Origin of the sequence: Escherichia sp. 10290 (genome assembly GCF_030295155.1) — a bacterium.
In the GTDB taxonomy this organism is placed as follows: Bacteria; Pseudomonadota; Gammaproteobacteria; order Enterobacterales; family Enterobacteriaceae; genus Escherichia; species Escherichia coli_F.
In genome coordinates, this window is record NZ_AP025741.1 from 2428987 (window position 1) to 2454034 (window position 25048).

The 25048-nt window shown below is 51.4% G+C and carries 24 protein-coding genes; 7 read left to right on the forward strand and 17 right to left on the reverse strand.

Annotation, left to right across the window (positions count from 1 at the left end; all coding sequences use genetic code 11):
- Nucleotides 1–11 precede the first annotated feature (11 nt).
- Together nudB and aspS are read right to left on the reverse strand one after the other, a co-directional pair.
- Complete coding sequence (gene nudB, locus QUE74_RS12310) at nucleotides 12–464, reverse strand: dihydroneopterin triphosphate diphosphatase (RefSeq protein WP_077626310.1); 453 nt, start codon at nucleotides 462–464, stop codon at nucleotides 12–14.
- On the reverse strand, nucleotides 457–2229 hold the full coding sequence (gene aspS, locus QUE74_RS12315) for an aspartate--tRNA ligase (protein ID WP_001258663.1): 1773 nt from the start codon (nucleotides 2227–2229) through the stop codon (nucleotides 457–459). The genes nudB and aspS overlap by 8 nt, the downstream gene beginning before the upstream one ends.
- A 309-nt stretch (nucleotides 2230–2538) precedes the next feature.
- Here aspS and QUE74_RS12320 point away from each other — a divergent pair, with 309 nt between their 5' ends.
- Genes QUE74_RS12320 through cmoB form a run of 5 tightly spaced genes read left to right on the forward strand, consistent with a single transcriptional unit; the run spans nucleotide 2539 to nucleotide 6120 of the window.
- The gene (locus QUE74_RS12320; RefSeq protein ID WP_000891649.1) at nucleotides 2539–3105 is read left to right on the forward strand and encodes a hydrolase; all 567 of its coding nucleotides are present in this window, start codon (nucleotides 2539–2541) and stop codon (nucleotides 3103–3105) included.
- Complete coding sequence (locus QUE74_RS12325) at nucleotides 3102–3920, forward strand: DUF72 domain-containing protein (RefSeq protein WP_000639288.1); 819 nt, start codon at nucleotides 3102–3104, stop codon at nucleotides 3918–3920. Before QUE74_RS12320 ends, QUE74_RS12325 begins: the two co-directional genes overlap by 4 nt.
- 52 nt (nucleotides 3921–3972) lie before the next feature.
- The gene (locus QUE74_RS12330) at nucleotides 3973–4368 is read left to right on the forward strand and encodes an MAPEG family protein (RefSeq protein WP_000252980.1); all 396 of its coding nucleotides are present in this window, start codon (nucleotides 3973–3975) and stop codon (nucleotides 4366–4368) included.
- A 40-nt stretch (nucleotides 4369–4408) separates the two neighbouring features.
- Complete coding sequence (cmoA, locus tag QUE74_RS12335; RefSeq protein ID WP_000019597.1) at nucleotides 4409–5152, forward strand: carboxy-S-adenosyl-L-methionine synthase CmoA; 744 nt, start codon at nucleotides 4409–4411, stop codon at nucleotides 5150–5152.
- Complete coding sequence (gene cmoB, locus QUE74_RS12340) at nucleotides 5149–6120, forward strand: tRNA 5-methoxyuridine(34)/uridine 5-oxyacetic acid(34) synthase CmoB (RefSeq protein ID WP_000564758.1); 972 nt, start codon at nucleotides 5149–5151, stop codon at nucleotides 6118–6120. The genes cmoA and cmoB overlap by 4 nt, the downstream gene beginning before the upstream one ends.
- Nucleotides 6121–6284: 164 nt before the next feature.
- Here cmoB and torZ read toward each other — a convergent pair whose 3' ends face one another.
- The 4 genes from torZ to QUE74_RS12360 all read right to left on the reverse strand — a co-directional run bounded on the left by torZ (nucleotide 6285) and on the right by QUE74_RS12360 (nucleotide 11551).
- Nucleotides 6285–8714 carry a trimethylamine N-oxide reductase TorZ gene (torZ, locus tag QUE74_RS12345; RefSeq protein ID WP_000176763.1) on the reverse strand — a complete coding sequence of 810 codons (2430 nt, stop codon included), beginning with the start codon at nucleotides 8712–8714 and terminating at the stop codon, nucleotides 6285–6287.
- Nucleotides 8715–8738: 24 nt separating this feature from the next.
- Entirely contained in the window at nucleotides 8739–9839 is a 1101-nt protein-coding gene (locus tag QUE74_RS12350) for a NapC/NirT family cytochrome c (RefSeq protein ID WP_001214335.1), read from the reverse strand.
- 385 nt (nucleotides 9840–10224) lie between these two features.
- The gene (gene cutC / locus QUE74_RS12355) at nucleotides 10225–10971 is read right to left on the reverse strand and encodes a copper homeostasis protein CutC (RefSeq protein ID WP_001185733.1); all 747 of its coding nucleotides are present in this window, start codon (nucleotides 10969–10971) and stop codon (nucleotides 10225–10227) included.
- A gap of 13 nt (nucleotides 10972–10984) precedes the next feature.
- Nucleotides 10985–11551: a VOC family protein gene (locus QUE74_RS12360; protein WP_001360735.1), complete on the reverse strand. Its 567-nt coding sequence runs from the start codon at nucleotides 11549–11551 to the stop codon at nucleotides 10985–10987.
- Between the two features lie 215 nt (nucleotides 11552–11766).
- Here QUE74_RS12360 and argS point away from each other — a divergent pair, with 215 nt between their 5' ends.
- The gene (gene argS, locus QUE74_RS12365) at nucleotides 11767–13500 is read left to right on the forward strand and encodes an arginine--tRNA ligase (protein ID WP_001025332.1); all 1734 of its coding nucleotides are present in this window, start codon (nucleotides 11767–11769) and stop codon (nucleotides 13498–13500) included.
- Nucleotides 13501–13541: 41 nt separating this feature from the next.
- On the opposite strand, the gene yecV is transcribed toward argS, so the two are convergent.
- Nucleotides 13542–13586, reverse strand: a complete 45-nt coding sequence (yecV, locus tag QUE74_RS12370) for a protein YecV (RefSeq protein ID WP_211180499.1) — start codon at nucleotides 13584–13586, stop codon at nucleotides 13542–13544.
- A gap of 90 nt (nucleotides 13587–13676) precedes the next feature.
- Between yecV and QUE74_RS12375 the strand changes: the two genes are divergently transcribed.
- Nucleotides 13677–14165, forward strand: coding sequence for a lysozyme inhibitor LprI family protein (locus QUE74_RS12375; protein ID WP_001307852.1), 489 nt, complete (start codon nucleotides 13677–13679; stop codon nucleotides 14163–14165).
- Between the two features lie 120 nt (nucleotides 14166–14285).
- Here QUE74_RS12375 and flhE read toward each other — a convergent pair whose 3' ends face one another.
- The 10 genes from flhE to cheW form a co-directional block, all read right to left on the reverse strand.
- Entirely contained in the window at nucleotides 14286–14678 is a 393-nt protein-coding gene (gene flhE, locus QUE74_RS12380; protein WP_001202066.1) for a flagellar protein FlhE, read from the reverse strand.
- On the reverse strand, nucleotides 14678–16756 hold the full coding sequence (gene flhA, locus QUE74_RS12385; RefSeq protein WP_000066967.1) for a flagellar biosynthesis protein FlhA: 2079 nt from the start codon (nucleotides 16754–16756) through the stop codon (nucleotides 14678–14680). The genes flhE and flhA overlap by 1 nt, the downstream gene beginning before the upstream one ends.
- On the reverse strand, nucleotides 16749–17897 hold the full coding sequence (flhB, locus tag QUE74_RS12390; protein ID WP_001278925.1) for a flagellar biosynthesis protein FlhB: 1149 nt from the start codon (nucleotides 17895–17897) through the stop codon (nucleotides 16749–16751). Before flhB ends, flhA begins: the two co-directional genes overlap by 8 nt.
- 187 nt (nucleotides 17898–18084) lie before the next feature.
- A complete protein-coding gene (gene cheZ, locus QUE74_RS12395) occupies nucleotides 18085–18729 on the reverse strand; it encodes a protein phosphatase CheZ (RefSeq protein ID WP_000983616.1) in 645 nt (214 codons plus the stop codon).
- Between the two features lie 10 nt (nucleotides 18730–18739).
- The gene (cheY, locus tag QUE74_RS12400) at nucleotides 18740–19129 is read right to left on the reverse strand and encodes a chemotaxis response regulator CheY (protein WP_000763867.1); all 390 of its coding nucleotides are present in this window, start codon (nucleotides 19127–19129) and stop codon (nucleotides 18740–18742) included.
- A 14-nt stretch (nucleotides 19130–19143) separates the two neighbouring features.
- Nucleotides 19144–20193 (reverse strand): protein-glutamate methylesterase/protein glutamine deamidase, encoded by a 1050-nt coding sequence (gene cheB / locus QUE74_RS12405; protein ID WP_000036371.1) that lies wholly within the window; start codon nucleotides 20191–20193, stop codon nucleotides 19144–19146.
- Nucleotides 20194–20195: 2 nt separating this feature from the next.
- Nucleotides 20196–21056, reverse strand: a complete 861-nt coding sequence (gene cheR, locus QUE74_RS12410) for a protein-glutamate O-methyltransferase CheR (RefSeq protein ID WP_000204314.1) — start codon at nucleotides 21054–21056, stop codon at nucleotides 20196–20198.
- Nucleotides 21057–21074: 18 nt separating this feature from the next.
- Nucleotides 21075–22676, reverse strand: a complete 1602-nt coding sequence (tap, locus tag QUE74_RS12415) for a methyl-accepting chemotaxis protein IV (RefSeq protein WP_000483247.1) — start codon at nucleotides 22674–22676, stop codon at nucleotides 21075–21077.
- Between the two features lie 45 nt (nucleotides 22677–22721).
- The gene (gene tar, locus QUE74_RS12420) at nucleotides 22722–24383 is read right to left on the reverse strand and encodes a methyl-accepting chemotaxis protein II (RefSeq protein ID WP_001354735.1); all 1662 of its coding nucleotides are present in this window, start codon (nucleotides 24381–24383) and stop codon (nucleotides 22722–22724) included.
- A 144-nt stretch (nucleotides 24384–24527) separates the two neighbouring features.
- Nucleotides 24528–25031, reverse strand: a complete 504-nt coding sequence (cheW, locus tag QUE74_RS12425; RefSeq protein ID WP_000147302.1) for a chemotaxis protein CheW — start codon at nucleotides 25029–25031, stop codon at nucleotides 24528–24530.
- Nucleotides 25032–25048: the final 17 nt, after the last annotated feature.

Genomic DNA, 25048 nt, shown 5'->3' on the forward strand with positions numbered 1-25048 from the left:
GCCCTGCCTGTTCAGGCAGCGTTAATTACAAACTGTTCAATCGCCTGCCGGTTGCTCCATGACTTTGTGAGCGCCGCCGCAGCATGCGCATCAAGCCACTTGTAGGCCAGATGTTCAGTGAAAACGATCTGGCGCTCGTGCGGGAGTGCAAGACAGAACCAAGATTCCGTATTACGCGTTACGCCCGGCGCATAGCGATGACGTAAATGTGAAAAAATTTCAAACTCCACCGTGCGCTGACAGTCAATTAAGGTCAGTTGTTCAGCGACAACATCAATGGTGACCTCTTCCTTTACTTCGCGCATGGCGGCTTGCGGCGCGGTTTCCCCCTCTTCCACACTGCCGGTTACTGACTGCCAGAAATCGGGATCATCACGCCGCTGTAACATCAGCACCCGTTTCGTATCTTGCGCATAAATAACCACCAGAATAGAAACGGGACGCTTATAAGTCATATCAATTATTCTCTGCCTTCTTCACAACCTGAATGCTCAGCTCGGACAGAGCAGTCGGGTTAGCAAAGCTTGGCGCTTCGGTCATCAGACACGCTGCCGCCGTGGTTTTCGGGAAGGCGATAACGTCACGGATGTTGTCGGTACCGGTCAGCAGCATGGTCAGACGGTCAAGACCGAATGCCAGACCTGCGTGCGGCGGAGTACCGTATTTCAGGGCGTCGAGCAGGAAGCCGAATTTCTCGCGCTGTTCCTCTTCGTTGATCCCCAGAATACCAAACACCGTCTGCTGCATATCCCCATTATGGATACGCACAGAACCACCGCCCACTTCGTAACCATTGATGACCATATCGTAAGCGTTCGCCACCGCATTTTCCGGTGCAGCTTTCAACTCTGCCGCCGTCATATCTTTCGGTGAGGTGAACGGATGGTGCATTGCCGTCAGGCCGCCTTCACCGTCGTCTTCAAACATCGGGAAGTCGATAACCCATAGCGGTGCCCATTTGCTTTCGTCGGTCAGACCAAGGTCTTTACCCACTTTCAGACGCAATGCGCCCATCGCGTCGGCAACAATTTTCTTGTTATCAGCACCGAAGAAAATCATATCGCCATCTTGCGCGGCAGTACGATCCAGGATGGCTTCGATGATTTCAGCGTTGAGGAACTTCGCTACCGGGCTGTTGATACCTTCCAGACCTTTCGCACGTTCGTTAACTTTGATGTACGCCAGACCTTTCGCGCCGTAGATTTTAACGAAGTTACCGTATTCGTCGATCTGCTTACGGGTCAGCGATGCGCCACCCGGAACACGCAGAGCAGCAACGCGGCCTTTCGGATCGTTCGCCGGACCTGCGAATACCGCGAACTCAACGGATTTCAGCAGATCGGCAACGTCAGTCAGTTCCATCGGGTTACGCAGATCCGGTTTATCAGAACCATAACGGCGTTCTGCTTCCGCAAAGGTCATTACAGGGAAATCACCGAGATCCACGCCCTTCACTTCCAGCCACAAATGGCGTACCAGCGCTTCCATCACTTCACGCACTTGCGGCGCGGTCATGAAAGAGGTTTCCACATCGATCTGGGTGAATTCAGGCTGACGATCAGCACGCAGGTCTTCGTCACGGAAGCATTTTACAATCTGATAGTAGCGGTCAAAACCGGACATCATCAGCAGCTGTTTGAACAGCTGCGGAGACTGCGGCAGTGCGTAGAATTTCCCTTTGTGCACACGAGAAGGCACCAGGTAGTCACGTGCGCCTTCCGGCGTGGCTTTGGTCAGCATCGGAGTTTCGATGTCAAGGAAGCCGTGGTCATCCATAAAACGGCGCACCAGGCTGGTGATTTTAGCGCGGGTTTTCAGGCGCTGAGCCATTTCCGGGCGACGCAGGTCGAGGTAGCGGTATTTCAGACGCGCTTCTTCGGTGTTGACGTGGTTAGAGTCAAGCGGCAGAACGTCTGCGCGGTTGATGATGGTCAGCGAGGAGGCCAGCACTTCGATTTCGCCGGTCGCCATATCGCGGTTGATATTTTTTTCGTCACGCGCACGTACGGTGCCCGTGACCTGAATGCAGAACTCATTACGCAGTTCAGAGGCCAGCTTTAACGCGTCCGCACGATCCGGATCGAAAAATACCTGCACGATACCTTCGCGGTCGCGCATATCGATGAAGATCAGGCTACCAAGATCACGACGACGGTTGACCCAACCACACAGAGTCACCTGCTGCCCCACGTGGGACAAACGGAGCTGTCCACAATATTCTGTACGCATGAGATATCCCTTAACTTAGCTGCCGGCGGATGCCCCCTGCTGCGCAGGTGACCAAGTCGCAGCGTTAGCTGTATGTCACAACTGAATGAAAAAAGGCGGCTATTATACTGGAAATTCTGCCGCACCGTAAGAGCCTGGCCCGCGCTGGAACGCCTCGTTACCACTTTATATCGGGCCTGAAATCAGACTCTACGCCAGTTTGCTATAAAGGTGTTGCCCGAACTCATAAAAATTAACAAAAATTGTCGTTCCGCCATCGGCTAATCGCATTAAGGTGAGAGGCACGATTTTGTTTTATCAGGAGACAATATGCTTGAACTGAATGCTAATACCACTGCGCTGGTGGTAATTGACTTACAAGAAGGCATCTTACCTTTTGCCGGTGGTCCTCATACTGCCGATGAGGTGGTTAATCGAGCAGGGAAGCTGGCGGCGAAATTTCGCGCGAACGGTCAGCCCGTGTTTCTGGTGCGCGTTGGTTGGTCTACCGATTACGCCGAAGCATTAAAACAGCCGGTTGATGCCCCCTCCCCCGCTAAAGTGTTGCCCGAAAATTGGTGGCAACATCCTGCTGCATTGGGTGCAACAGACAGCGATATTGAAATCATCAAACGTCAATGGGGTGCGTTTTACGGTACGGATCTGGAGTTGCAATTACGCCGCCGGGGTATCGATACAATAGTATTATGTGGGATCTCGACCAATATCGGTGTTGAATCCACCGCCCGCAATGCCTGGGAACTTGGTTTTAATCTGGTGATTGCCGAAGACGCCTGCAGCGCCGCCAGCGCTGAGCAGCATAATAACAGCATCAACCATATCTACCCACGCATCGCCCGTGTGCGCAGTGTGGAAGAGATCCTCAACGCATTATGATTTACATCGGTCTGCCACAATGGTCGCATCCTAAATGGGTGCGGTTGGGGATCACCAGCCTTGAAGAGTATGCCCGCCACTTTAACTGTGTGGAGGGCAACACCACGCTTTACGCCCTGCCGAAATCCGAGGTTGTCCTGCGCTGGCGTGAGCAGACCACAGATAATTTTCGCTTCTGTTTTAAGTTTCCGGCGACCATTTCGCATCAGGCAGCATTACGGCATTGCGATGATTTAGTAACTGAATTTTTGACTCGCTTGTCACCGTTAGCGCCGCGCATTGGGCAATACTGGCTGCAACTGCCTGCCACATTTGGCCCACGGGATCTGCCTGCGCTTTGGCATTTTCTCGACTCTCTTCCCGGCGAGTTTAATTATGGTGTGGAAGTCCGCCATCCACAGTTTTTCGCCAAAGGGGAAGAGGAACAAACACTTAATCGCGGTTTACATCAGCGCGGCGTTAATCGGGTGATTTTAGACAGCCGCCCGGTTCATGCAGCACGCCCACACAGTGAAGCTATTCGCGACGCTCAACGGAAAAAACCTAAAGTTCCCGTACATGCTGTGCTGACGGCGACAAATCCGCTGATCCGTTTTATCGGTAGTGATGATATGACGCAAAACCGAGAGTTGTTTCAGGTTTGGTTACAAAAATTAGCGCAGTGGCATCAGACCACTACGCCTTATCTTTTTTTACATACGCCAGATATTGCCCAGGCACCGGAACTGGTACATACCCTGTGGGAAGGCTTACGTAAAACACTTCCAGAGATCGGAGCAGTTCCGGCTATTCCACAGCAATCTTCTCTTTTCTGAATTTGCCACCTATCATAGACAGGTGCCATCGGCCATTTTAAAGGGAGTTTGTATGGTAAGCGCGCTGTATGCCGTTTTAAGTGCGTTGTTATTAATGAAGTTCTCTTTTGATGTCGTTCGCCTGCGTATGCAGTACCGCGTTGCCTATGGTGACGGCGGTTTTAGCGAACTGCAAAGCGCTATTCGCATTCATGGTAACGCGGTGGAGTATATTCCCATCGCGATTGTGTTGATGCTGTTTATGGAAATGAATGGCGCCGAAACCTGGATGGTGCATATTTGCGGCATCGTTTTGCTTGCTGGTCGTCTGATGCATTATTACGGTTTTCATCACCGTCTGTTCCGCTGGCGACGTTCTGGCATGAGCGCCACCTGGTGTGCGCTGTTGCTGATGGTGCTGGCGAATCTTTGGTATATGCCCTGGGAGTTGGTTTTCTCCCTGCGTTAGCGCACAATACGCCACTTTCTTTTTCCCGGATTTTTACGTTATGTCTCACCGCGACACGCTATTTTCTGCCCCTATCGCCAGACTGGGCGACTGGACCTTTGATGAACGGGTAGCTGAAGTCTTCCCGGATATGATCCAGCGTTCCGTTCCCGGCTATTCCAATATTATTTCCATGATTGGTATGTTAGCCGAACGCTTCGTTCAACCTGGTACGCAGGTTTACGATCTGGGTTGTTCTCTGGGCGCGGCGACGCTCTCAGTGCGTCGCAATATTCATCATGATAATTGCAAAATTATCGCCATCGACAACTCTCCGGCGATGATTGAACGCTGCCGTCGTCATATTGACGCTTATAAAGCCCCTACGCCAGTAGACGTTATTGAAGGTGATATTCGCGATATCACCATTGAAAACGCATCGATGGTTGTGCTGAATTTTACCCTGCAATTCCTGGAACCTTCAGAGCGTCAGGCGTTACTGGATAAAATTTATCAAGGGCTGAATCCGGGCGGCGCGCTGGTGCTTTCAGAAAAATTCAGTTTCGAAGATGCCAAAGTTGGTGAACTGCTGTTCAACATGCACCACGACTTTAAACGTGCCAACGGTTACAGCGAACTGGAGATCAGCCAGAAGCGCAGCATGCTGGAAAATGTGATGCTAACCGATTCTGTGGAAACCCATAAAGCTCGCCTGCATCAAGCCGGTTTTGAACATAGCGAGCTGTGGTTCCAGTGCTTTAACTTTGGTTCACTGGTGGCATTAAAAGCAGAGGACGCTGCATGATCGACTTTGGTAACTTTTATTCTCTGATTGCCAAAAATCATCTTTCACACTGGCTGGAAACGCTGCCCGCGCAGATTGCCAGCTGGCAGCGCGAACAGCAGCACGGTCTGTTTAAACAGTGGTCCAATGCGGTGGAATTTCTGCCTGAAATTAAACCGTATCGTCTTGATTTACTGCATAGCGTGACGGCAGAAAGCGAAGAGCCACTGAGCGCAGGGCAGATTAAGCGCATTGAAACACTGATGCGCAACCTGATGCCGTGGCGCAAAGGGCCGTTTTCGCTGTATGGCGTTAACATCGATACCGAATGGCGTTCTGACTGGAAATGGGATCGTGTTCTACCCCATCTTTCTGATTTAACCGGGCGCACCATTCTTGATGTCGGCTGCGGCAGCGGTTATCACATGTGGCGCATGATTGGCGCAGGCGCACATCTGGCGGTGGGTATCGACCCTACGCAACTGTTCCTATGCCAGTTTGAAGCGGTGCGTAAACTATTGGGTAACGACCAACGGGCGCATCTGTTGCCCTTAGGGATTGAACAACTTCCGGCGCTGAAAGCCTTTGATACCGTCTTTTCGATGGGCGTACTTTATCATCGTCGTTCACCGCTGGAGCATCTCTGGCAGTTAAAAGATCAACTGGTGAATGAAGGTGAACTGGTGCTGGAAACGCTGGTTATTGATGGCGATGAAAATACCGTCCTGGTGCCAGGCGATCGTTACGCGCAAATGCGTAATGTTTATTTCATCCCGTCAGCCCTGGCGTTGAAAAACTGGCTGAAGAAGTGTGGTTTTGTTGATATCCGCATTGCGGATGTGAGCGTTACCACGACCGAAGAGCAGCGACGCACCGAATGGATGGTCACCGAGTCTCTGTCCGATTTCCTCGACCCACATGATCCGGGTAAAACGGTGGAAGGCTATCCTGCGCCTAAACGCGCGGTACTGATTGCGCGCAAGCCGTAAAGGTCTGGTATTACTGCCGGATGCGGCGTGAACGCCTTATCCGGCCTACAAAGCCTTTTTAATTCAATATGTTGCAGGGACTATGTAGGTCTGATAAGCATAGCGCATCAGGCAGTTTTACGTTTGCATAACCTCAGCGCCCGTTTCCGGGCGCTTTTCACGTCTTATGCCTGAACAGCTGGCTGATCAAACGCCGTTAACTTCGGTGCATTGCCCGTATATTTTTCGATATACACCAGCGCAGAGTTACCGGCACAGGCATTTGCCAGCTGAGAGCTGGGGATATCCGCCGTTAACACGTTCGCACTGCCGTTTTTACACAAGCCATTTTCCAGATCTGGCCATGCACCTTCATGCACGCATACCACGCCTTTTTTGATCCCGTCAGTCACCACCGCGCCTGTCAGAATCTGACCACGTTTGTTCCAGACACGCACCAGATCGCCATTCGCAATACCAAAGCGAGCAGCATCTTCGGTGTGAATAGTGATCGGTTCACGATCGGCAACCGCATATTTTTTACGCAGTTCCGCATAGTTAAGCTGACTGTGTAAACGGTGTGCCGGATGTGCGGTCAGAAGCTGCAACTGCTTCTCGTCGGCGGAACCTTTCCACTCATCAGGCGCAAGCCAGGTTGGGTGTGCCGGGCAATCCTTATAGCCAAATTTTTCCAGCGTTTTGGAGTAAATCTCAATTTTGCCGCTTGGCGTACCCAGCGCATTTTTCACCGGATCGGCGCGGAAATCAGCATAACGAACGTACTGTTCGTTCTTCTCGCTGCGGCGCATTTCGATCAGTTTATTTTGCTGCCAGAAAGCATTAAACATCGGCATAGTCACGCGTTGCGCACGCGCACCTTTCTGAGCGGCATCATAGAAAAATTTCAGCCACGCCATTTCATCTCTACCTTCGGTATAGATCTCTTTTCCGCCAGGTTTGAGTAATTCAGCAAGATCGGCAAACACATCAAAATCGTTACGCGCTTCAAATTGCGCAGCGACAGCCTGCTTCATCGGTACAATATGCTGGTTGCTGTAATCACCGGTCATCGTCAAGTCATTGCGCTCAAACGATGTGGTGATCGGTAATACGATATCTGCATGTTTAGCAGCTGCGGTCCAGTAGCATTCAGAAACGACGATCATCTCCGGTTTCTGCCATGCTTTAATCAGACGATTAGTATCCTGGTGATGGGTAAAGTTACCGCCACCCGCCCACCAGATCATTTTGATATTCGGATACGTTTGTTCTTTACCGTTATGCTGATATTTGCCGCCAGGATTTTCCAGCGCATCGACGATACGGGCAACAGGAATCGCCGTCATTCCGCCATCATCAGCGGCCTCGCTGGCCTGTCCGGCAATCGCCGCAGACATTTCCGGCAGCACTCCGCCAACACGCGTCGGGTTGCCACCGTTTGAGTAATGATAAGAGAAACCAAACCCGCCGCCCGGTGTACCAATCTGCCCTAACATCGCCGCCAGCGTCACCAGCATCCAGTGTTTCTGTTCACCATATTGCTGGCGCTGAATTCCCCAGCCTGCCATCAGCATTGTGCGATTTGCCGCCATCAGTTCAGCGAGTTTGACTATCTGCGCTTCCGCTACGCCAGTAATTTCCGCCGCCCAGGCCGCGCTCTTCGGCGTTTTATCGCTCTTACCTGTCAGATACTCTTCAAACTGCGGATACCCGGTGGTGTATTTTTCAAGGAACACTTTATCGTGTTTGCCTAGTGTCATCAGGGTATGTGCAATCCCTAACATCAGTGCCACGTCGGTGCCCATATTCGGCGCGATCCAGGTGGCATTATTGCCAAAGAATTCGATGGTTTCGGAGCGGATAGGATCAATGGCAATCACTGGTTTGCCAGATTTTTTCAGCTGATGGAAGTATTCCAGCCCTTGCTCATCGGTACTGCTCCAGGCAATTTTTAAGGTATTCAGCGGGTTCATCCCCCACAGCACCACAACCTGGCTGTTTTCCAGAATCAGCGGCCAGGAGGTCTGCTGTTCATACACCTCCACGGAACCCACCACATGCGGCATGATCACCTGTGCCGCCCCGGTTGAATAATCGCCGCTATGCCCTGAATAACCGCCCGCAAGATTCATATAACGTTGCAGTAAGGTTTGCGCTTTATGTAACACGCCAGAAGAGCGCCAGCCGTAAGATCCGGCAAAAATGGCCGATGGTCCGTTAGCTTTGCGAATGCGATCGTGTTGATCATGAATAAGTTTTAATGCTTGTTCCCAGCTCACCTGTACATAAGTATCTTCGCCACGACCTTTCGCCGGTTGTAGTGGATTATCGAGATAGCTTTTTCTCACCATCGGATGCTGAATACGCGCCGTTGTATGTACCTGATCAGCCGCCGTAGACTGTAAGGAGTTCGGTATGGTTTTCGCCAGCGCGCCTGTCGAAGAAACAATCTTGCCGTCCTTCACTTCTACGTTCATCGCTCCCCAACGGCCTGCGGTGAGGATTTTGCCGCCCTTCTCTTCTGCCCATGCAGGTAACGGTGCAGCCGATGTCACCACCAGCGCCCCAGCGGCAATACCGCTGTGTTTAATAAATTCACGTCTTGTTAATGTCATAACTTCCTCCCTGATCAACGAGGATCACTGTTTCTCGGTAATATCTTTGGCGTTGTACTGGAAGTACCGCGTCAAAATGTCCAGTTCGTTTTCGCTCATGCTGGTTCGCGCACCCATTCCTTTGGCAATGGACGGCCATGCATTGACGGTGTAATGGTCGGAGGCAATAGGGGCATGGCAACCAGCGCAATAGGTATCGTCAAGTTTTTCAGCGTATTGCCATAGCGGTTTACGGTCCGCTAATGCGGGATCGGTAAGCACACCCTGTAAAGACGCCTGACGCCATTGATTGCCGTATTCGTCAGCCTGCCATTCCCCGTTTACCGTTAACGCCTTGATACCTTCTTCACTTAATGTGGCTAGCGCCAGCCGTTGACCTGCCGCCAGGTAGAGCGTGTTTTCACTGCCCTGCATTTGATAACCCTGCAACAGAACGATCGGCTGTTTGCCACTGGCATCAACGACGGTGAGATCGGTACCAGGATTCACGGTAGCCAGCTCGCCTATGCGAGAAGTTTTGAAAGGATAAATATGTGCGCCATTGGTAACTGAAGTAGCGGCCTGACTTTCCAGCTCATGCGCCGCGTTGTCATCCATTTTTATTTGTGGTGGAAAATGGGCAATGCCTTTATGACAATCGATACAGGTTTCGCCGTCCTTTTGCGCTTTGTTATGCATTTTCTGCGCAGATTCACTTTGCGAGGCAATATCCATGGCATCAAAAGAATGGCAACTACGACACGTTGCAGAATCAGTTGCTTTTAATTCTTTCCATACTGTTTCGGCCATTTCCTGACGATGCGCTTCGAACTTATCGTCACTGTCTATTTTGCCACTAACAAATTCATGATAAATATCTTTAGAAGCTTTTAATTTAGCAAATAAATAATCCGCCCCTGACTTTGGAATATGGCAATCGGCACATTCCGCACGTATCCCTTTCTGGTTAGAAAAGTGGACAGTTCCCTGATATTCCTCAAAAGGTTTACTCATCGAGTGGCAGGAAAGGCAAAATGCGGTATCCGACGTTTTATGTAAGGCTTTTTGCGCCAGTAATAACCCGCCGCCACCAACCACAACCGTTATCAGCAAAAATAATAACCCAATGCGTTTTTTCCCTCGCATAGATTCCTCTAATTAATTCCAGAACACCGAAAACATTGTATAATTAAATATACAACGAATTGACCGCTTGCATAATTCGGCACAACACTGCCTGAAATAATCGATAAAGAATATGATTTATTACAATGTAATCATTAATTGCTAAGGAATAACCCAGTTGTTATTTAGAATATATATTTGTCAGTTTTAGTAATTTAAATTACATAATTAATATGAATATATAAAAATTTTTAGCACAACGCTATGCGCACTGTCACGCGCTCAACTGATCACAGAAATCGTTCGTTTTTTATACTTTTCGGGGATAAAAAAAGGCCCCTGTTGAAATTGCAGGGGCCTGGTACGAGCAAGCATCATATTGGGCGACATGATGCAACGGTAAAAATCATTTGGCCTGACGGCGTTCAATGATTCCTTTCATTTCAGCAACCGCCGCCCCGTCTACGACATAACGCGAATACTCGTCCGCGTGTGCATCTGATGACATGGACAATCCTTGATTACGATAACGCATTGGTGAGGCTTGCCACGCTCCCGCGGAGCTATGGACTTCCAGCACTCCGGCATCGAGGAAGTGGTGCAGGTTTTCTGCACGGACTCCTGCTCCGGCCATAATGATTGGAGCATCACCATGGGCAATAAGTTCCATAATTTTTGATAAACCTTGCAGTGCGTCTGATTTTTGCCCTGATGTCAGTACCCGAGCAACGCCCAATTCCGCAAGATTATTGAGTGTATTTAAAGGGTTAGCGCACATATCGAAGGCGCGATGAAAAGTCACTGCCAGCGGACCGGCAGCAGCCATTATTTTTTCCATTCGTGGCATATCGACATTCCCGTCAACATCGAGAACGCCCGTCACCAGTCCAGGAAAACCTAATTCGCGGACTGTGCGCACATCCTCAAGAATGGCGGCAAACTCACCGTCGCTGTAGCAAAAATCACCACCGCGTGGGCGAATAATTGGATGCACAGGGATCGTCACCCGCTGGCGCACGGATTTCAATACCCCCAACGACGGCGTTAAGCCCCCCTCTTTTGGGGCTGCGCATAATTCAACTCTGTCTGCGCCGTTTTGCTGCGCCGTTAGCGCGCATTCCATGCTGTAACAGCAAATTTCCAGTAATGCCATTTTTGCTCCTTAATTACGCCGACTGCTCGCTGGCAACGATCTCTTCAATGGACCACGGATGAAATTTAATGGTCGTTTTGCCATCGGTGACCGCCAGCGTCGGATTCGGTAATCGCTCATGCTCACCTTTTGGCGAACTGGTTTTAACCGAGATCCCCGGAAGGCTGAGTCCTTTATCAGAAAGCAATGCCAGCGCACGGGCATTCAACGTTTCAGGATCACCTGGCAGAACGATTTCAATATGTTCCCAACCTTCGTGCGGGTAACGTTTTTCCCCAGGCCACGGTAGCTCTACAATTGAAAACTGCCAGTGAGCCACCTGTACCGGTTCATGCAATTTAAACAGACAAATCGGCCTGCCCTTGATCATATTTTCTGACAAAAGCTCGCCGCACTGTTCAAACCCATGACGCCAGCGTTCAGCGGTAACGTTTTGATGGCAACGCAAAGAAATGTGATCGGCAGTCAGCGGAGTGATATCCAGCCCAAGACGGCGAGAAAGTTCATCTAATGCGTGGGTAAATCGCGGTAAATCCAATGCAATATCCTGCAGCTCGTCGATAGATTGCCAGTTCGCCATAATCACTCTTCGTCTTTCAGTAAAAGCGTTAATTTACCCTGTTGCCCTGCGCCAACCAACCGCTGATTTCACGCCGCTTCTGATGCAATGGTGAAAACGGCAATACGCCACGCGCACGTTGCTGACGAAAACAGCCATTTGCAGTATACTCCCGCCCTAATTTCTTTAACTGGTGCGGGCAATTTTTGCTCGCTTCATCAATGTAAGGTATTCCGGTGAATATTCAGGCTCTTCTCTCAGAAAAAGTCCGTCAGGCCATGATTGCGGCAGGCGCGCCTGCGGATTGCGAACCGCAGGTTCGTCAGTCAGCAAAAGTTCAGTTCGGCGACTATCAGGCTAACGGCATGATGGCAGTTGCTAAAAAACTGGGTATGGCACCGCGACAATTAGCAGAGCAGGTGCTGACTCATCTGGATCTTAACGGTATCGCCAGCAAGGTTGAGATCGCCGGACCAGGCTTTATCAACATTTTCCTTGATCCGGCATTCCTGGCTGAACATGTTCAGCAGGCGCTGGCGTCCGATCGTCTCGGTGTTGCTACGCCAGAAAAACAGACCATTGTAGTTGACTACTCTGCGCCAAACGTGGCGAAAGAGATGCACGTCGGTCACCTGCGCTCTACCATTATTGGCGACGCAACAGTGCGTACTCTGGAGTTCCTCGGTCACAAAGTGATTCGCGCAAACCACGTCGGCGACTGGGGCACTCAGTTCGGTATGCTGATTGCATGGCTGGAAAAGCAGCAGCAGGAAAATGCCGGTGAAATGGAGCTGGCTGATCTTGAAGGTTTCTACCGCGATGCGAAAAAGCATTACGATGAAGATGAAGCGTTCGCTGAGCGTGCACGTAACTACGTGGTAAAACTGCAAAGCGGTGACGAATACTTCCGTGAGATGTGGCGCAAACTGGTCGACATCACCATGACGCAGAACCAGATCACCTACGATCGTCTGAACGTGACGCTGACTCGTGATGACGTGATGGGCGAAAGCCTGTACAACCCGATGCTGCCGGGTATCGTGGCTGATCTCAAAGCCAAAGGTCTGGCTGTAGAAAGCGAAGGCGCAACCGTCGTATTCCTTGATGAGTTCAAAAACAAGGAAGGCGAACCGATGGGCGTGATCATTCAGAAGAAAGATGGTGGCTATCTCTACACCACCACTGATATCGCCTGTGCGAAATATCGTTATGAAACATTGCATGCCGATCGCGTGCTGTATTACATCGACTCCCGTCAGCATCAACACCTGATGCAGGCGTGGGCGATCGTCCGTAAAGCAGGCTATGTGCCGGAATCCGTACCGCTGGAACACCATATGTTCGGCATGATGCTGGGCAAAGACGGCAAACCGTTCAAAACGCGTGCTGGCGGTACGGTGAAACTGGCCGATCTGCTGGATGAAGCCCTGGAACGCGCACGCCGTCTGGTGGCAGAGAAGAACCCGGATATGCCAGCCGATGAGCTGGAAAAACTGGCTAATGCGGTTGGTATTGGTGCGGTTAAATACGCAGATCTCTCCAAAAACCGTACCACTGACTACATCTTCGACTGGGACAACATGCTGGCGTTTGAGGGTAATACCGCGCCATACATGCAGTATGCTTACACGCGTGTATTGTCCGTGTTCCGTAAAGCAGAAATTGACGAAGAGCAACTGGCTGCAGCTCCGGTAATCATCCGTGAAGATCGTGAAGCGCAACTGGCAGCTCGCCTGCTGCAGTTTGAAGAAACCCTCACTGTGGTTGCCCGTGAAGGCACGCCGCACGTGATGTGTGCTTACCTGTACGATCTGGCCGGTCTGTTCTCTGGCTTCTACGAGCACTGCCCGATCCTCAGCGCAGAAAACGAAGAAGTGCGTAACAGTCGTCTGAAACTGGCACAACTGACGGCGAAGACGCTGAAGCTGGGCCTGGATACGCTGGGTATTGAGACAGTAGAGCGTATGTAATCGATTTTTCGTGAGAGTGAAGCCTGATCAGGGTTACCTGATCAGGCTTTTTTATTGCCATCTAAATGTATTCTGAAAATGGACATGCCACTGTTTTCTCACTGTTGGATAAGAGGCCAGAAGCGTAATATCCGGCCCCAGGGAAACGATAACGGTTGAATTTAAGGAATACCGCAGTGTTTAAATTTCTTGTATTAACATTAGGCATTATCTCTTGCCAGGCTTACGCAGAAGATACGGTTATAGTCAATGACCATGACATTTCAGCCATCAAAGATTGTTGGCAAAAAAATTCAGATGATGATACTGACATTAACGTGATCAAATCATGCCTGCGACAAGAATACAATCTCGTCGATGCGCAATTAAATAAAGCTTATGGTGAAGCTTATCGTTATATAGAACAAGTACCACGCACAGGTGCCAAAAAACCTGATACCGAACAACTTAACTTGCTTAAAAAATCACAACGAGCCTGGCTGGATTTTAGGGACAAAGAATGTGAATTAATCCTTTCAAATGAAGACGTTCAGGATTTAAGTGACCCTTATTCTGAATCAGAATGGCTCTCATGTATGATCATACAGACCAATACGCGAACTCGCCAGTTGCAGTTATACCGTAACTCTGAAGATTTTTATCCAAGCCCTTTGACAAGAGGATAATTCACATATTTTTGGCATGTTTTGTTGCAAGCTATTCCTGATAAATAATTGCAATAAAACATCGAGCCTTTTTCACTGAGTTATTAAACATGCCGCGAGCGCGTAATTTTTATTTGTCCTTCAGCGATAATTCACAATCACTTCATTACGTTGTACTTTTAGCGGCGGAATTAACCGCCCGCCGCCAGGCACTTCCCAGATAAATCGCAACGGTTCTGCCGCCGGTATACCGGAAAAGGCCACGGTGGTTCCGCTCTGCCCCTCTAATTCGACACAACGAGATTGTGAACACAAGCGAACCCGCAGCCCTACGGGAGTTGGGCCGATAAGCTGATAACGCCACGCAACCAGCGTCATCAATCCTGATGCAGGTTGTCGCGAAGAAAGAGGCGCTGACGACATCGATTCACCACGGTGATTCAACGTAACGCCCACACTGCTCGCCTGCCACATCCCCTCCCCGGCGGCTTGCGCCAGCAGCGGAAACAATAATATTGCTAATAAGGCTCTCATTATTTGCCGCCAATCGTCGCCGTCATACGGATATGTCGGTTATCTGATAGTTCCAGATTCGACAGCACCACTAACTGCGGCAGGCTGCGACGCAGGAAGCGAGACAATAATGGTCGCAGCGCGTGGTTCACCAATAATACTGGCGGCGCACCCAGCATCTCCTGACGGGATAGCGCTTCCTGAGTTTGTGCCAGTAAACGATCCGCCAGCCCAGGCTCCAGTCCGCCCCCACCCTGCAAGGCCTGTAGTAACAAACGTTCCAGCGGTGTATCGAGGCCAATAACATGGACTTCATCTTTGCCAGGAAACCACTGCTGGGTTATAGCCCGTCCTAACGCCACGCGCACGACGGCGGTTAATTCATGTGGATCGCTTTGGATGGGCGCATGTTCCGCCAGCGTTTCGAGAATAGTGCGCATATCGCGAATCGGGACTTTTTCATCGAGGAGATTTTGCAGCACTTTATGCAGTGTGGTGAGCGTGACGACGCCAGGAACGAGATCTTCCGTCAGCTTTGGCATCTCCTGAGCGACACGATCCAGCAGCTGTTGCGCCTCCTGACGACCAAACAGCTCTGCGGCATGCTGGCTTATGAGGTGGTTAAGATGCGTAGCCACCACCGTGCTGGCCTCAACCACGGTATACCCTTGAATCTGCGCCTGTTCTTTTAGCGCACTTTCAATCCAGATAGCATTCAGACCAAATGCCGGATCGACGGTCGCCTCTCCAGGTAACGTTCCAGCTGCGGTACCTGGGTTTATTGCCAACCAGCGCCCCGGATATGCATCACCACTGCCTATCTCCACGCCTTTCATCAAAATACGGTAGCGGGCAGGTTGCAGATCCATATTGTCGCGAATGTGTACTACCGGCGGCAGAAAGCCCATTTCCTGAGCAAATTTCTTGCGAATACTGCGAATACGACCCAGTAGTTCACCATCCTGCTGAAAATCGACCATCGGGATCAGTCGATAACCCACTTCCATTCCCAGAGAATCTTCCAGTTGAACATCGTTCCACGTTGCTTCGACAACGGCATTATTCTCTGCCATTTTTACCGGTTTTGGTTCGGCAGGCGCTTTTTGTTCGCGTCCGCGGATCCACCAGGCCAGCCCCAGCAATCCGGCAGTGAACAGCAAAAATACCAGGTTCGGCATTCCAGGCACCAGGCCGAGTAAACCGAGCACGGCGGCGCTTAACAACATAACGCTCGGGTTACTGAAAAGCTGATTCACCATCTGTTCGCCAACATCCTGATCAGTGCTGACGCGCGTAACGATAACCCCCGCGGCGGTAGAAATCACCAGCGCCGGAATTTGTGCTACCAGACCGTCACCAATGGTCAATAGCGTATAACTTTCCGCCGCATGTCCCATGCTCATGCCATGTTGCAGCACACCGACCAGCAATCCGCCGACAACGTTAATGACCATGATGAGGATCCCGGCGATGGCATCGCCGCGAACAAACTTACTTGCCCCGTCCATTGAGCCGTAAAAATCGGCTTCCTGAGTGACTTCACTGCGGCGTTTTTTCGCCTCATCTTCACCAATCAATCCGGCGTTAAGGTCGGCATCAATCGCCATCTGCTTTCCTGGCATACCATCGAGAACAAAGCGCGCGCCTACTTCTGCGATACGCCCGGCACCTTTGGTAATAACCATAAAGTTGATGATCACGAGAATGACGAACACCACGATACCGATAGCGAAATTGCCACCAACGAGGAAGTGACCGAACGCTTCGACCACCTTCCCTGCCGCCGCCGCGCCAGTATGCCCTTCCATCAAAATGATACGGGTTGAAGCCACGTTAAGTGCCAGACGTAACAGGGTGGTAAACAACAGAATGGTCGGAAACGCAGCAAACTCGAGCGTGCGCTGGGTAAACATCGCGACCAGCAACACCATGATCGACAAGGCAATATTGAAGGTGAACAGCAGGTCGAGTATGAATGCGGGCAGTGGCAGCACCATCATCGACAAGATCAACAGGATCAAAATCGGTCCGGCAAGGATCTGCCATTGTGTCGATTTCAGGTTTGCGGGCAGGCGCAGCATCGCGGCCAGATTACTCATGGGTCGGTTTCTCGTTAATAAAATCCAGGGCTTCCGGCACCGGAAGATGAGTAGGTTGAACAGGGCGCTGTCCGCCAGCCAGACGCCAGCGTTTCAGTTGCCAGACCCAGGCCAGCACCTCCGCCACCGCGGCGTACAGTTGGCCTGGGATTTGTTGACCGATCTCCGCATGTCGATACAGAGCTCGCGCCAGCGGCGGCGCTTCAAGCGTCGGGACGTTATTTTCAGCGCCAATTTCACGAATGCGCAGTGCGACCAGCCCTGCACCTTTAGCGACCACTTTCGGTGCGCTCATTTTGTTTTCGTCATACTGCAACGCTACCGAATAGTGGGTCGGGTTATTGACAATGACATCCGCTTTCGGCACATCGGCCATCATCCGACGCCGCGCGGCAGCTCGCTGCATCTGACGGATCCGCCCTTTAACATGAGGATCGCCTTCGCTTTGTTTGAACTCATCACGAATATCCTGCCGCGACATTCGCAGCTTTTTCAGGTGGCTGAAGATTTGGAAAAAGACGTCAAATCCCACCATCGGAATAACACCAAGTACCACCAGCAGCGCGCATAGCCCTACCAGATCCATCGCATTACCCATGGCGGTAATCGGAGACTCAGCCATTAAGCGCATCATCTGCGGCCAGTGATGCCAGAGATAAAACCCCGTCACGCTGCCAACCAGGATGGTTTTCAAAATCGCTTTAAGCAACTCCGCGCCAGTCTGTGCCGAGAACATCCGTTTAATCCCCGGTAGCGGGTTGAGTTTGGAAAACTTCGGCTGCAAGGATTTTCCGCTAAATACCAGCCCTCCCAGCATGACCGGAGAAATGAGCGCCACCAGCACCACGCCGCTAATCAGCGGCAGCAGCGCCAACATGGCTTCTCTGATCAGCAGAATAATCTGCCCGAGGATCAGATTCGGGTCATTGATAATACTGTGATCAAAATGCAGCCCAGCGGAGAGCATGCCCGACAATCGACGGGCCAGCGACACACCGCCAAACCAGATAACACAGACGCCCACCAACAAAATCAGCAGTGAGGTCAGTTCACGGGAACGCGGGATCTGCCCCTCCTCCCGCGCTTTTTCAAGTCGGTGGGGTGTGGGGGCTTCTGTTTTGTCGTCGCTCTCGTCAGACACGTCGCCAATCCTGGAAAGAGTATTAAGCGTGAATGATGCCAGAGCGCAAAGCGTTCAATGGTCTGAGTAAGGGGCAAAACAGGGGGGATTTAGGGCTTTTGCTGCACACATCAAGCATGGTGTGCGTTTGTCGGATGCGGCGTCATCGCCTGATATGACGCGGTTACGCCACATCAGGCAATACAAATCAAAATCCAAGACTATCCAACAAATCGTCCACCTGATCCTGACTGGCTACCACACCGGCTTTGCTGGTATCAACCTGAGGTCCATTAAGCAAACTCTGGTTTTCACGTTTTGGACGCGACTCCTGTTCCGGGATGTTTTCCAACAGCACCATCAGCAATTGACGTTCGATCTCCTGAATGACATCCATCATCCGCTTAATGACCTGTCCAGTGAGGTCCTGAAAATCCTGCGCCATCATGATTTCCAGTAGTTGCGCGTTAGTAAAGCTGGTATGCGCGGGGACATCTGCCAGAAATTGCCGCGTATCTGTCACCAGTTCACGGGCATCGGTAAGGTCAATCGGATCGGCAAACCAGTCATCCCAACGTTGGGTTAATGCTTTTGCTGATTTCTCCATTTGATCCTGATGTGGTTGTGACGCTTCAACACTGTTCAGCGCCCGCTCTGCAGCCTGGGCAGTCATCTGCACAACATAGTACAAACGATCGCGGGCATCGGGGATGGCTTCCGCCGCTTCGGCAATTGCCTGATCCAGCCCCAGCTCGCGCAAACTGTCGCGCAACATACGCGTCAGGCTGCCGATGCGCGCAATGATATCGCCAGCTGAATGCTCGTCAGCAGGTTTGATTGATGGTTGCATCATAGTCGCATCCTCACATGCCCAGTTTCTCAAAGATTTTGTTGAGTTTTTCCTCCAGCGTCGCGGCGGTAAATGGCTTCACCACATAGCCACTGGCCCCCGCTTGCGCCGCAGCAATGATGTTCTCTTTCTTGGCTTCTGCAGTCACCATTAACACCGGCAATGCCGACATCGCGCCATCCGCACGAATCGTTTTCAGCAATTCCAGGCCATCCATGTTGGGCATGTTCCAGTCGGAGATAACAAATCCATAACCGCCTGCCTGCAACTTATTGAGGGCGTCGACACCATCTTCCGCTTCCTCAACATTATTGAATCCCAGCTCTTTCAGCAGGTTACGCACTATGCGTCGCATGGTGGAAAAGTCATCCACAACCAAAAATTTAAGTTCTTTATCCGCCATTTCACACTCCTGATTTAAATACGTATCGCCTGTCCGGCACTGATTTTCGCCAGCATTTGCTGGCTTACCTGGCTAAGATCGACCACTTCGCAAACACCACCCATATTGATGGCCTCGCGCGGCATGCCGAACACCACGCAACTTGCTTCGTTTTGTGCAAGGGTCCATGCCCCCGCCTGCCGCATCGCTAACATTCCCGCCGCGCCGTCGTTGCCCATACCGGTCAGGATCACCCCAACCGCATTACGCCCCGCCTGTTTGGCGACAGAATGGAACAACACATCTACCGAAGGCCGATGACGGTTAACCGCCGGGCCGTCGTGAATTTTGATTTGATAATTTGCGCCACTACGCGCCAGCTCCATATGCCGATCGCCCGGCGCAATATAGGCATGCCCCGGCAAGACACGTTCTCCGTCTTCGGCTTCTTTAACCCCGATCTGGCAAAGCTTATTAAGTCTGTCGGCAAAAGAGCGGGTGAAACCGGGCGGCATATGCTGGGTAATTAACAGTGCCGGGCTGGAAAGCGGCAACGGTTGCAGTACGTGACGAATTGCCTCAGTTCCACCCGTTGAAGCACCAATCGCAATCAGTTTTTCAGAACTCAACAACGGCCCTGCCTTCAGCGTTGTCGGTGCCGACAATGGCTTATGTGCTGCAAGGCTCGCCTTTGCTGCTGTACGCACCTTTTCAGCAATCATTTCGCTATACGCCAGCATTCCTTCGCGAATACCCAACTGCGGTTTGGTGACAAAATCTATCGCCCCCAGCTCCAGCGCGCGCAGCGTAACTTCTGACCCTTTGCCGGTTAGGGAAGAAACCATCACAACGGGCATTGGACGCAAACGCATTAATTTTTCGAGAAAATCCAGTCCGTCCATCCGCGGCATTTCAACATCCAGCGTCAATACATCGGGATTGAATTTCTTAATCAAATCACGCGCAACCAGCGGATCAGGGGCGGTCGCCACCATTTCCATGTCGCTATGGCTGTTGATGATTTCTGTCATGATCTGGCGCATTAGTGCCGAATCATCGACAGATAACACCCTGATTTTGCTCATCGTTAATCCTTACTTAGCGCATACACCGTCTGACCACGCAGCGTGAAGCGGCGCTCAAGGTGGCTAAAGTTTTCAGAGTGACCCGCAAACAGCAATCCGTCGGGTTTAAGGAGCGGAACAAAGCGACGCAAAATCTCCTGCTGGGTAGTTTGATCGAAGTAGATCATGACGTTACGACAGAAGATTGCATCAAACGGCCCCGGCACGGTGTATTGTTTCGCCAGTAAATTCAGCGGGGCAAAATCAACATAGTTCGCCAGCTCCTGACGCACACGCACCAATCCTTCATGCGGTCCCGTCCCCCGCATGAAGTACCGCTGCAGTTGCTGCGGCGTCAGGTTTTTCAACTCTTCATGGCGATAAATACCGCTTCTGGCTTTTTCCAGCACTTCGGTGTCAATGTCGCTGGCAAACACTTTCCAGCGTCCGGGCGCGGTGCCCAATGTGTCAGCCAGTGTCATCGCAATGCTGTACGGTTCTTCGCCGGTCGAAGCCGCCGCGCTCCATACACGATACTCGCCAGAACGACGCCGGGCATGATCCGCGAGCAGAGGAAAATGGTGTGCCTCACGGAAAAATGCTGTCAGATTCGTGGTCAGCGAATTGATAAATGCCTGCCACTCACCGCTGTGCTGATTAGATTCCAGCAAGTTCAAGTAATGGCCGAAATCCGTCAGTCCCAGCGAACGCAAACGACGAACCAGTCGGTTGTAAACCATGTCGCGTTTATGGTCGGCCAGGACGATCCCGGCTCGTTGATAGATCAATTGACTTATCCGCCGAAAATGCGCGTCGGAAAGCGCCAGGTGCTCGGTCATCTGTAACAATAAAGACGTTTGCCCACAGGGCAGAGATGAAGTCATAGCGCCTTCTCAATCACTTCAGGATACCACTGGCGCAATCTGTAACTGCGCCGACTCATGTCGTGCTACTTCATGTTCTTCAAGGGTAAATACCGCCACACGCGACGAAAGATGGTCAGCCTGGTTCGCCAGTTGTTCCGTTGCCACCGCCGCTTCTTCTACCAGGGAGGCGTTCTGCTGAGTCACCTGATCCATCTGGCTGACAGCCTGTGCAACCTGCTCAATTCCCCGCCGTTGTTCTTCCGACGCCGAGGCAATTTCTCCCATAATGTCGTTCACGCGGGTCACCGAACTGACAATATCGGTCATGGTCCCGGCGGCGTTATTCACCAGTTTCGAACCCTGCTGGACACGATTGACTGACTCTTCGATCAGCCCTTTGATCTCTTTTGCTGCCTGGGCGCTACGGCTGGCAAGATTGCGCACTTCACCTGCCACTACCGCAAAACCACGCCCCTGCTCTCCGGCGCGAGCCGCTTCCACTGCCGCATTCAGGGCCAGAATATTGGTCTGGAAAGCAATGCCGTCGATAACGCTAATAATGTCGCCAATTTTTTGCGAGCTGGTGGCGATCTCCTGCATGGTGTGAGTCATGGTACTGACCTGAACACCGCCCGACTGCGCCGTTGTTGCGGCATTTTTTGCCAGTTCCGACGCCTGTCGTGCGTTATCGGCGTTTTGCCCTACCGTGGCGGTTAATTGCTCCATACTGGCGGCCGTTTGTGCCAGCGATGCCGCCTGCTGTTCGGTACGACTTGAGAGATCGTTATTGCCTGCGACAATCTCCGCGATACCAATGTGCATCTCCTGGCTTCCCTTACGCACATCACTCACCGTCCCACGTAAAGCCTGCTGCATGGTCTTCAGGCTGGCAAAAATGGCGGTGATCTCATTGCGACCATACACCGCAATCGGACGCGCCAGATTACCCGCAGCAATGCTGTCAAAATGGCTACCGATAATGGCCAGTGGTTGAACAATCATCTTGCGCGTCCACCACAGCGCACTGCTGATGTAGAGCGCTGCAACAATAATCATGCTGATAAACACTAGCGCCGAAATCTGATAGTTACGCTGGCTTTGCGCACTGGCGGCTTCCAGCACATGGTTGATCTCCTGCTGCCAGGCCTCAAAGTTAACGTCAAACGCATTCTGTGATTCCTGCACCGGCGCAGTGAGGAAATCCGAAAGTTGATTACTTTCAAGCCAGGTCGCCTGATGTTCGAGATCGTTGTGCCAACGGGCAAAACTTTTCTCCGTCTCTTTTTGCAACGCCCTGACGTGCTCGTTGCCCGCAGTCATCGCCATAAAACTTTTAAATAACGTAGAGGATTGCGTCAGACTGGCGCGCGCCGTCGTCATCAACGTTTTAATGTCCTCTGCCGGATAGCTAAGCGCCGTCAGAGTGCCCGCTTTATTCAGCGCGGTGCTGGCCTGTAACATCACCGCCCGAGTTTGCGCTAATGCCGCACGTTGCTGATTGCTCTGCTCGACCTGATTCAATCGTTGCAAATCATCGCGAAATGCCCAAAAAGACATGCCGTTACTGCCAATCTGCAAGATCCCGCAGAGAATCAAAATTAAAAACAGCGTGGTCGAAATTCGAATACGATTAAACATCAACGCTCCCCATCAGGCGGCAATGACCGCGTTAGTCAATACTCGTCAAAATGTTTCCCAGTTTGGATCTTGTTCTGCAATTCGCAGTCGTGGCTGTGCCAGTGGTTGCTCACTGGCAGGACGGGATGGTGTTTGCGGTTTATTGGTGAGTGGGCTGGCTGCCAGACGGAACGCGGAAACCGCTTGCGTTAAACGACTGGCCTGTTCTTCCAGCGCAGCGGCGGCGGCAGCTGATTCCTGCACCAGCGATGCGTTCTGTTGCGTGACGCGATCCATTTCCGAAACCGCCAATGCGACTTGATCGATGCCACGGCTCTGTTCATCCGATGCCGATGCAATCTCGCCCATAATGTCAGTCACGCGAGTGACAGCATTGACGATATTGTTCATTGTTTCCCCGGCGCTTTCGACCAGCACCGAACCGGTATCAACGCGCGAGACGGAGTCTTCAATGAGGGCTTTGATCTCTTTTGCCGCCTGGGCGCTGCGACTGGCAAGATTACGCACTTCGCCCGCCACCACGGCAAAACCACGGCCTTGTTCACCCGCTCGCGCGGCTTCAACCGCGGCATTCAGCGCGAGGATATTAGTCTGGAAGGCAATACCGTCGATAACGCTGATAATGTCGGCAATTTTCTTCGAACTATCGGCGATCTCATGCATCGTTTTCACTACGCCATCCACTACTTTGCCGCCATGCTGGGCGGTGTCGGAGGCACTTTGCGCCAGTTGCGAGGCCTGGCGGGCGTTATCGGCATTTTGCTTCACCGTCGCGGTGAGTTGCTCCATGCTGGCGGCAGTTTCTTCCAGCGCGGATGCTTGCTGTTCAGTACGGGAAGAAAGATCGGTATTGCCCGCCGCAATTTCACGGGTGCCAGCATAGATGGCATCAGAGCCTTCGCGCACATGAGTGACGGTGTCAGTCAAAGAGCGTTGCATATGTGAGACGCTCTGCGCCAGATCGCCCATTTCACTGCGCCCATCAATGGTCAGGGTATTCGCCAGGTTACCACCGGCGATTTCGCGAATATGAGCAATAATTTTTGCCAGGGGTGTAAGCAACATACGGCGAATGCCGTACCACGCCACCAGCAGAATCATTACCACCACCAGCGCGATAACCGCCAGTTGCCACTGGGCAAATCGATAATCATCTGCGTTGTCAGTGACGATATCGCGATACAGTTTTTCACTGCTGAGGGCGTACTGAGCAAACGCTTCGCCCATTGCATTTTGCATTCCCTGGGTTGGCTGAGCGAAATAAGCTCCAGTATTGCCATAATCAAGATAATCAATCAGTTCAGTTAACGCTGTGTGATAGTTTTTATATTTTTCATCAATATTACGACTGGTAGCGACCATTTCAGGTAACGGTGCCATGCTTTTGAATTTTTTATAATGAGTCGCGGCCTGGGCCAATGTTTTCCTGGCGCTATCAAGCAATTCAACTTTGGCGTTACTTTGTTGATTGGAGGAATCCATCATCATCCGCACCGCTGATCGACTCAGGTTAATGCGCGTTTGCAGCATTAAATCCCAGGTTGACGTCAGCTCGCCCTGCTGTTCCCGTAATTGATTGGAAACCACAAAGCTCTTCTGGCTATGGTGAAGGGAGGAAAAAAACAGACTGCCGGAAATAAGTTGTAACAGTGCGAATACCCCCAGCACCATTACCAACAGCGTGACTACGCGGATACGGTTAATCATAAGGCACCTTCCTGAAAACAAGTTGATCTCGTTATCGGCAAGAAGGAGGGAAACTTTATTAATGATGCCATCCACCGCAAAATTGACATAAAAAACCCGATGCGCAGATCATCGGGTTCATTGCAATTGAGGAAATCGGGATAATTACGCCACTTCTGACGCCGCGCTATCTAACAGCGCCATCTCTTCACTGTTCAGCAGTTTTTCGATGTTCACCAGAATCAACATGCGGTCACCCAGTGCGCCCAGTCCAGTGAGATATTCTGTTGAAAGCGTCACGGCAAATTCCGGTGCCGGACGAATTTGCTCCGCCGTCAATGAAAGCACATCTGAGACGCCGTCAACCACGATGCCGACCACCCGCTGTCCGAGATTCAGGACGATAACTACCGTGTTGTCGTTATAGTCCACATCCACCTGGCTGAACTTAATTCGTAAGTCGACAATCGGCACAATAACACCGCGCAGATTCGTGACGCCTTTGATAAACGCTGGCGTGTTCGCAATCCGTGTTACCTGATCATAGCCACGGATCTCCTGCACTTTCAGAATATCAATACCGTACTCTTCATCACCAAGGGTAAATACCAGAAATTCCTGGCCTGACGGCTCGCTGGCCAGCTTTGTTACATTCGTCATACCGGTCATATTGTTACCTTTTTACT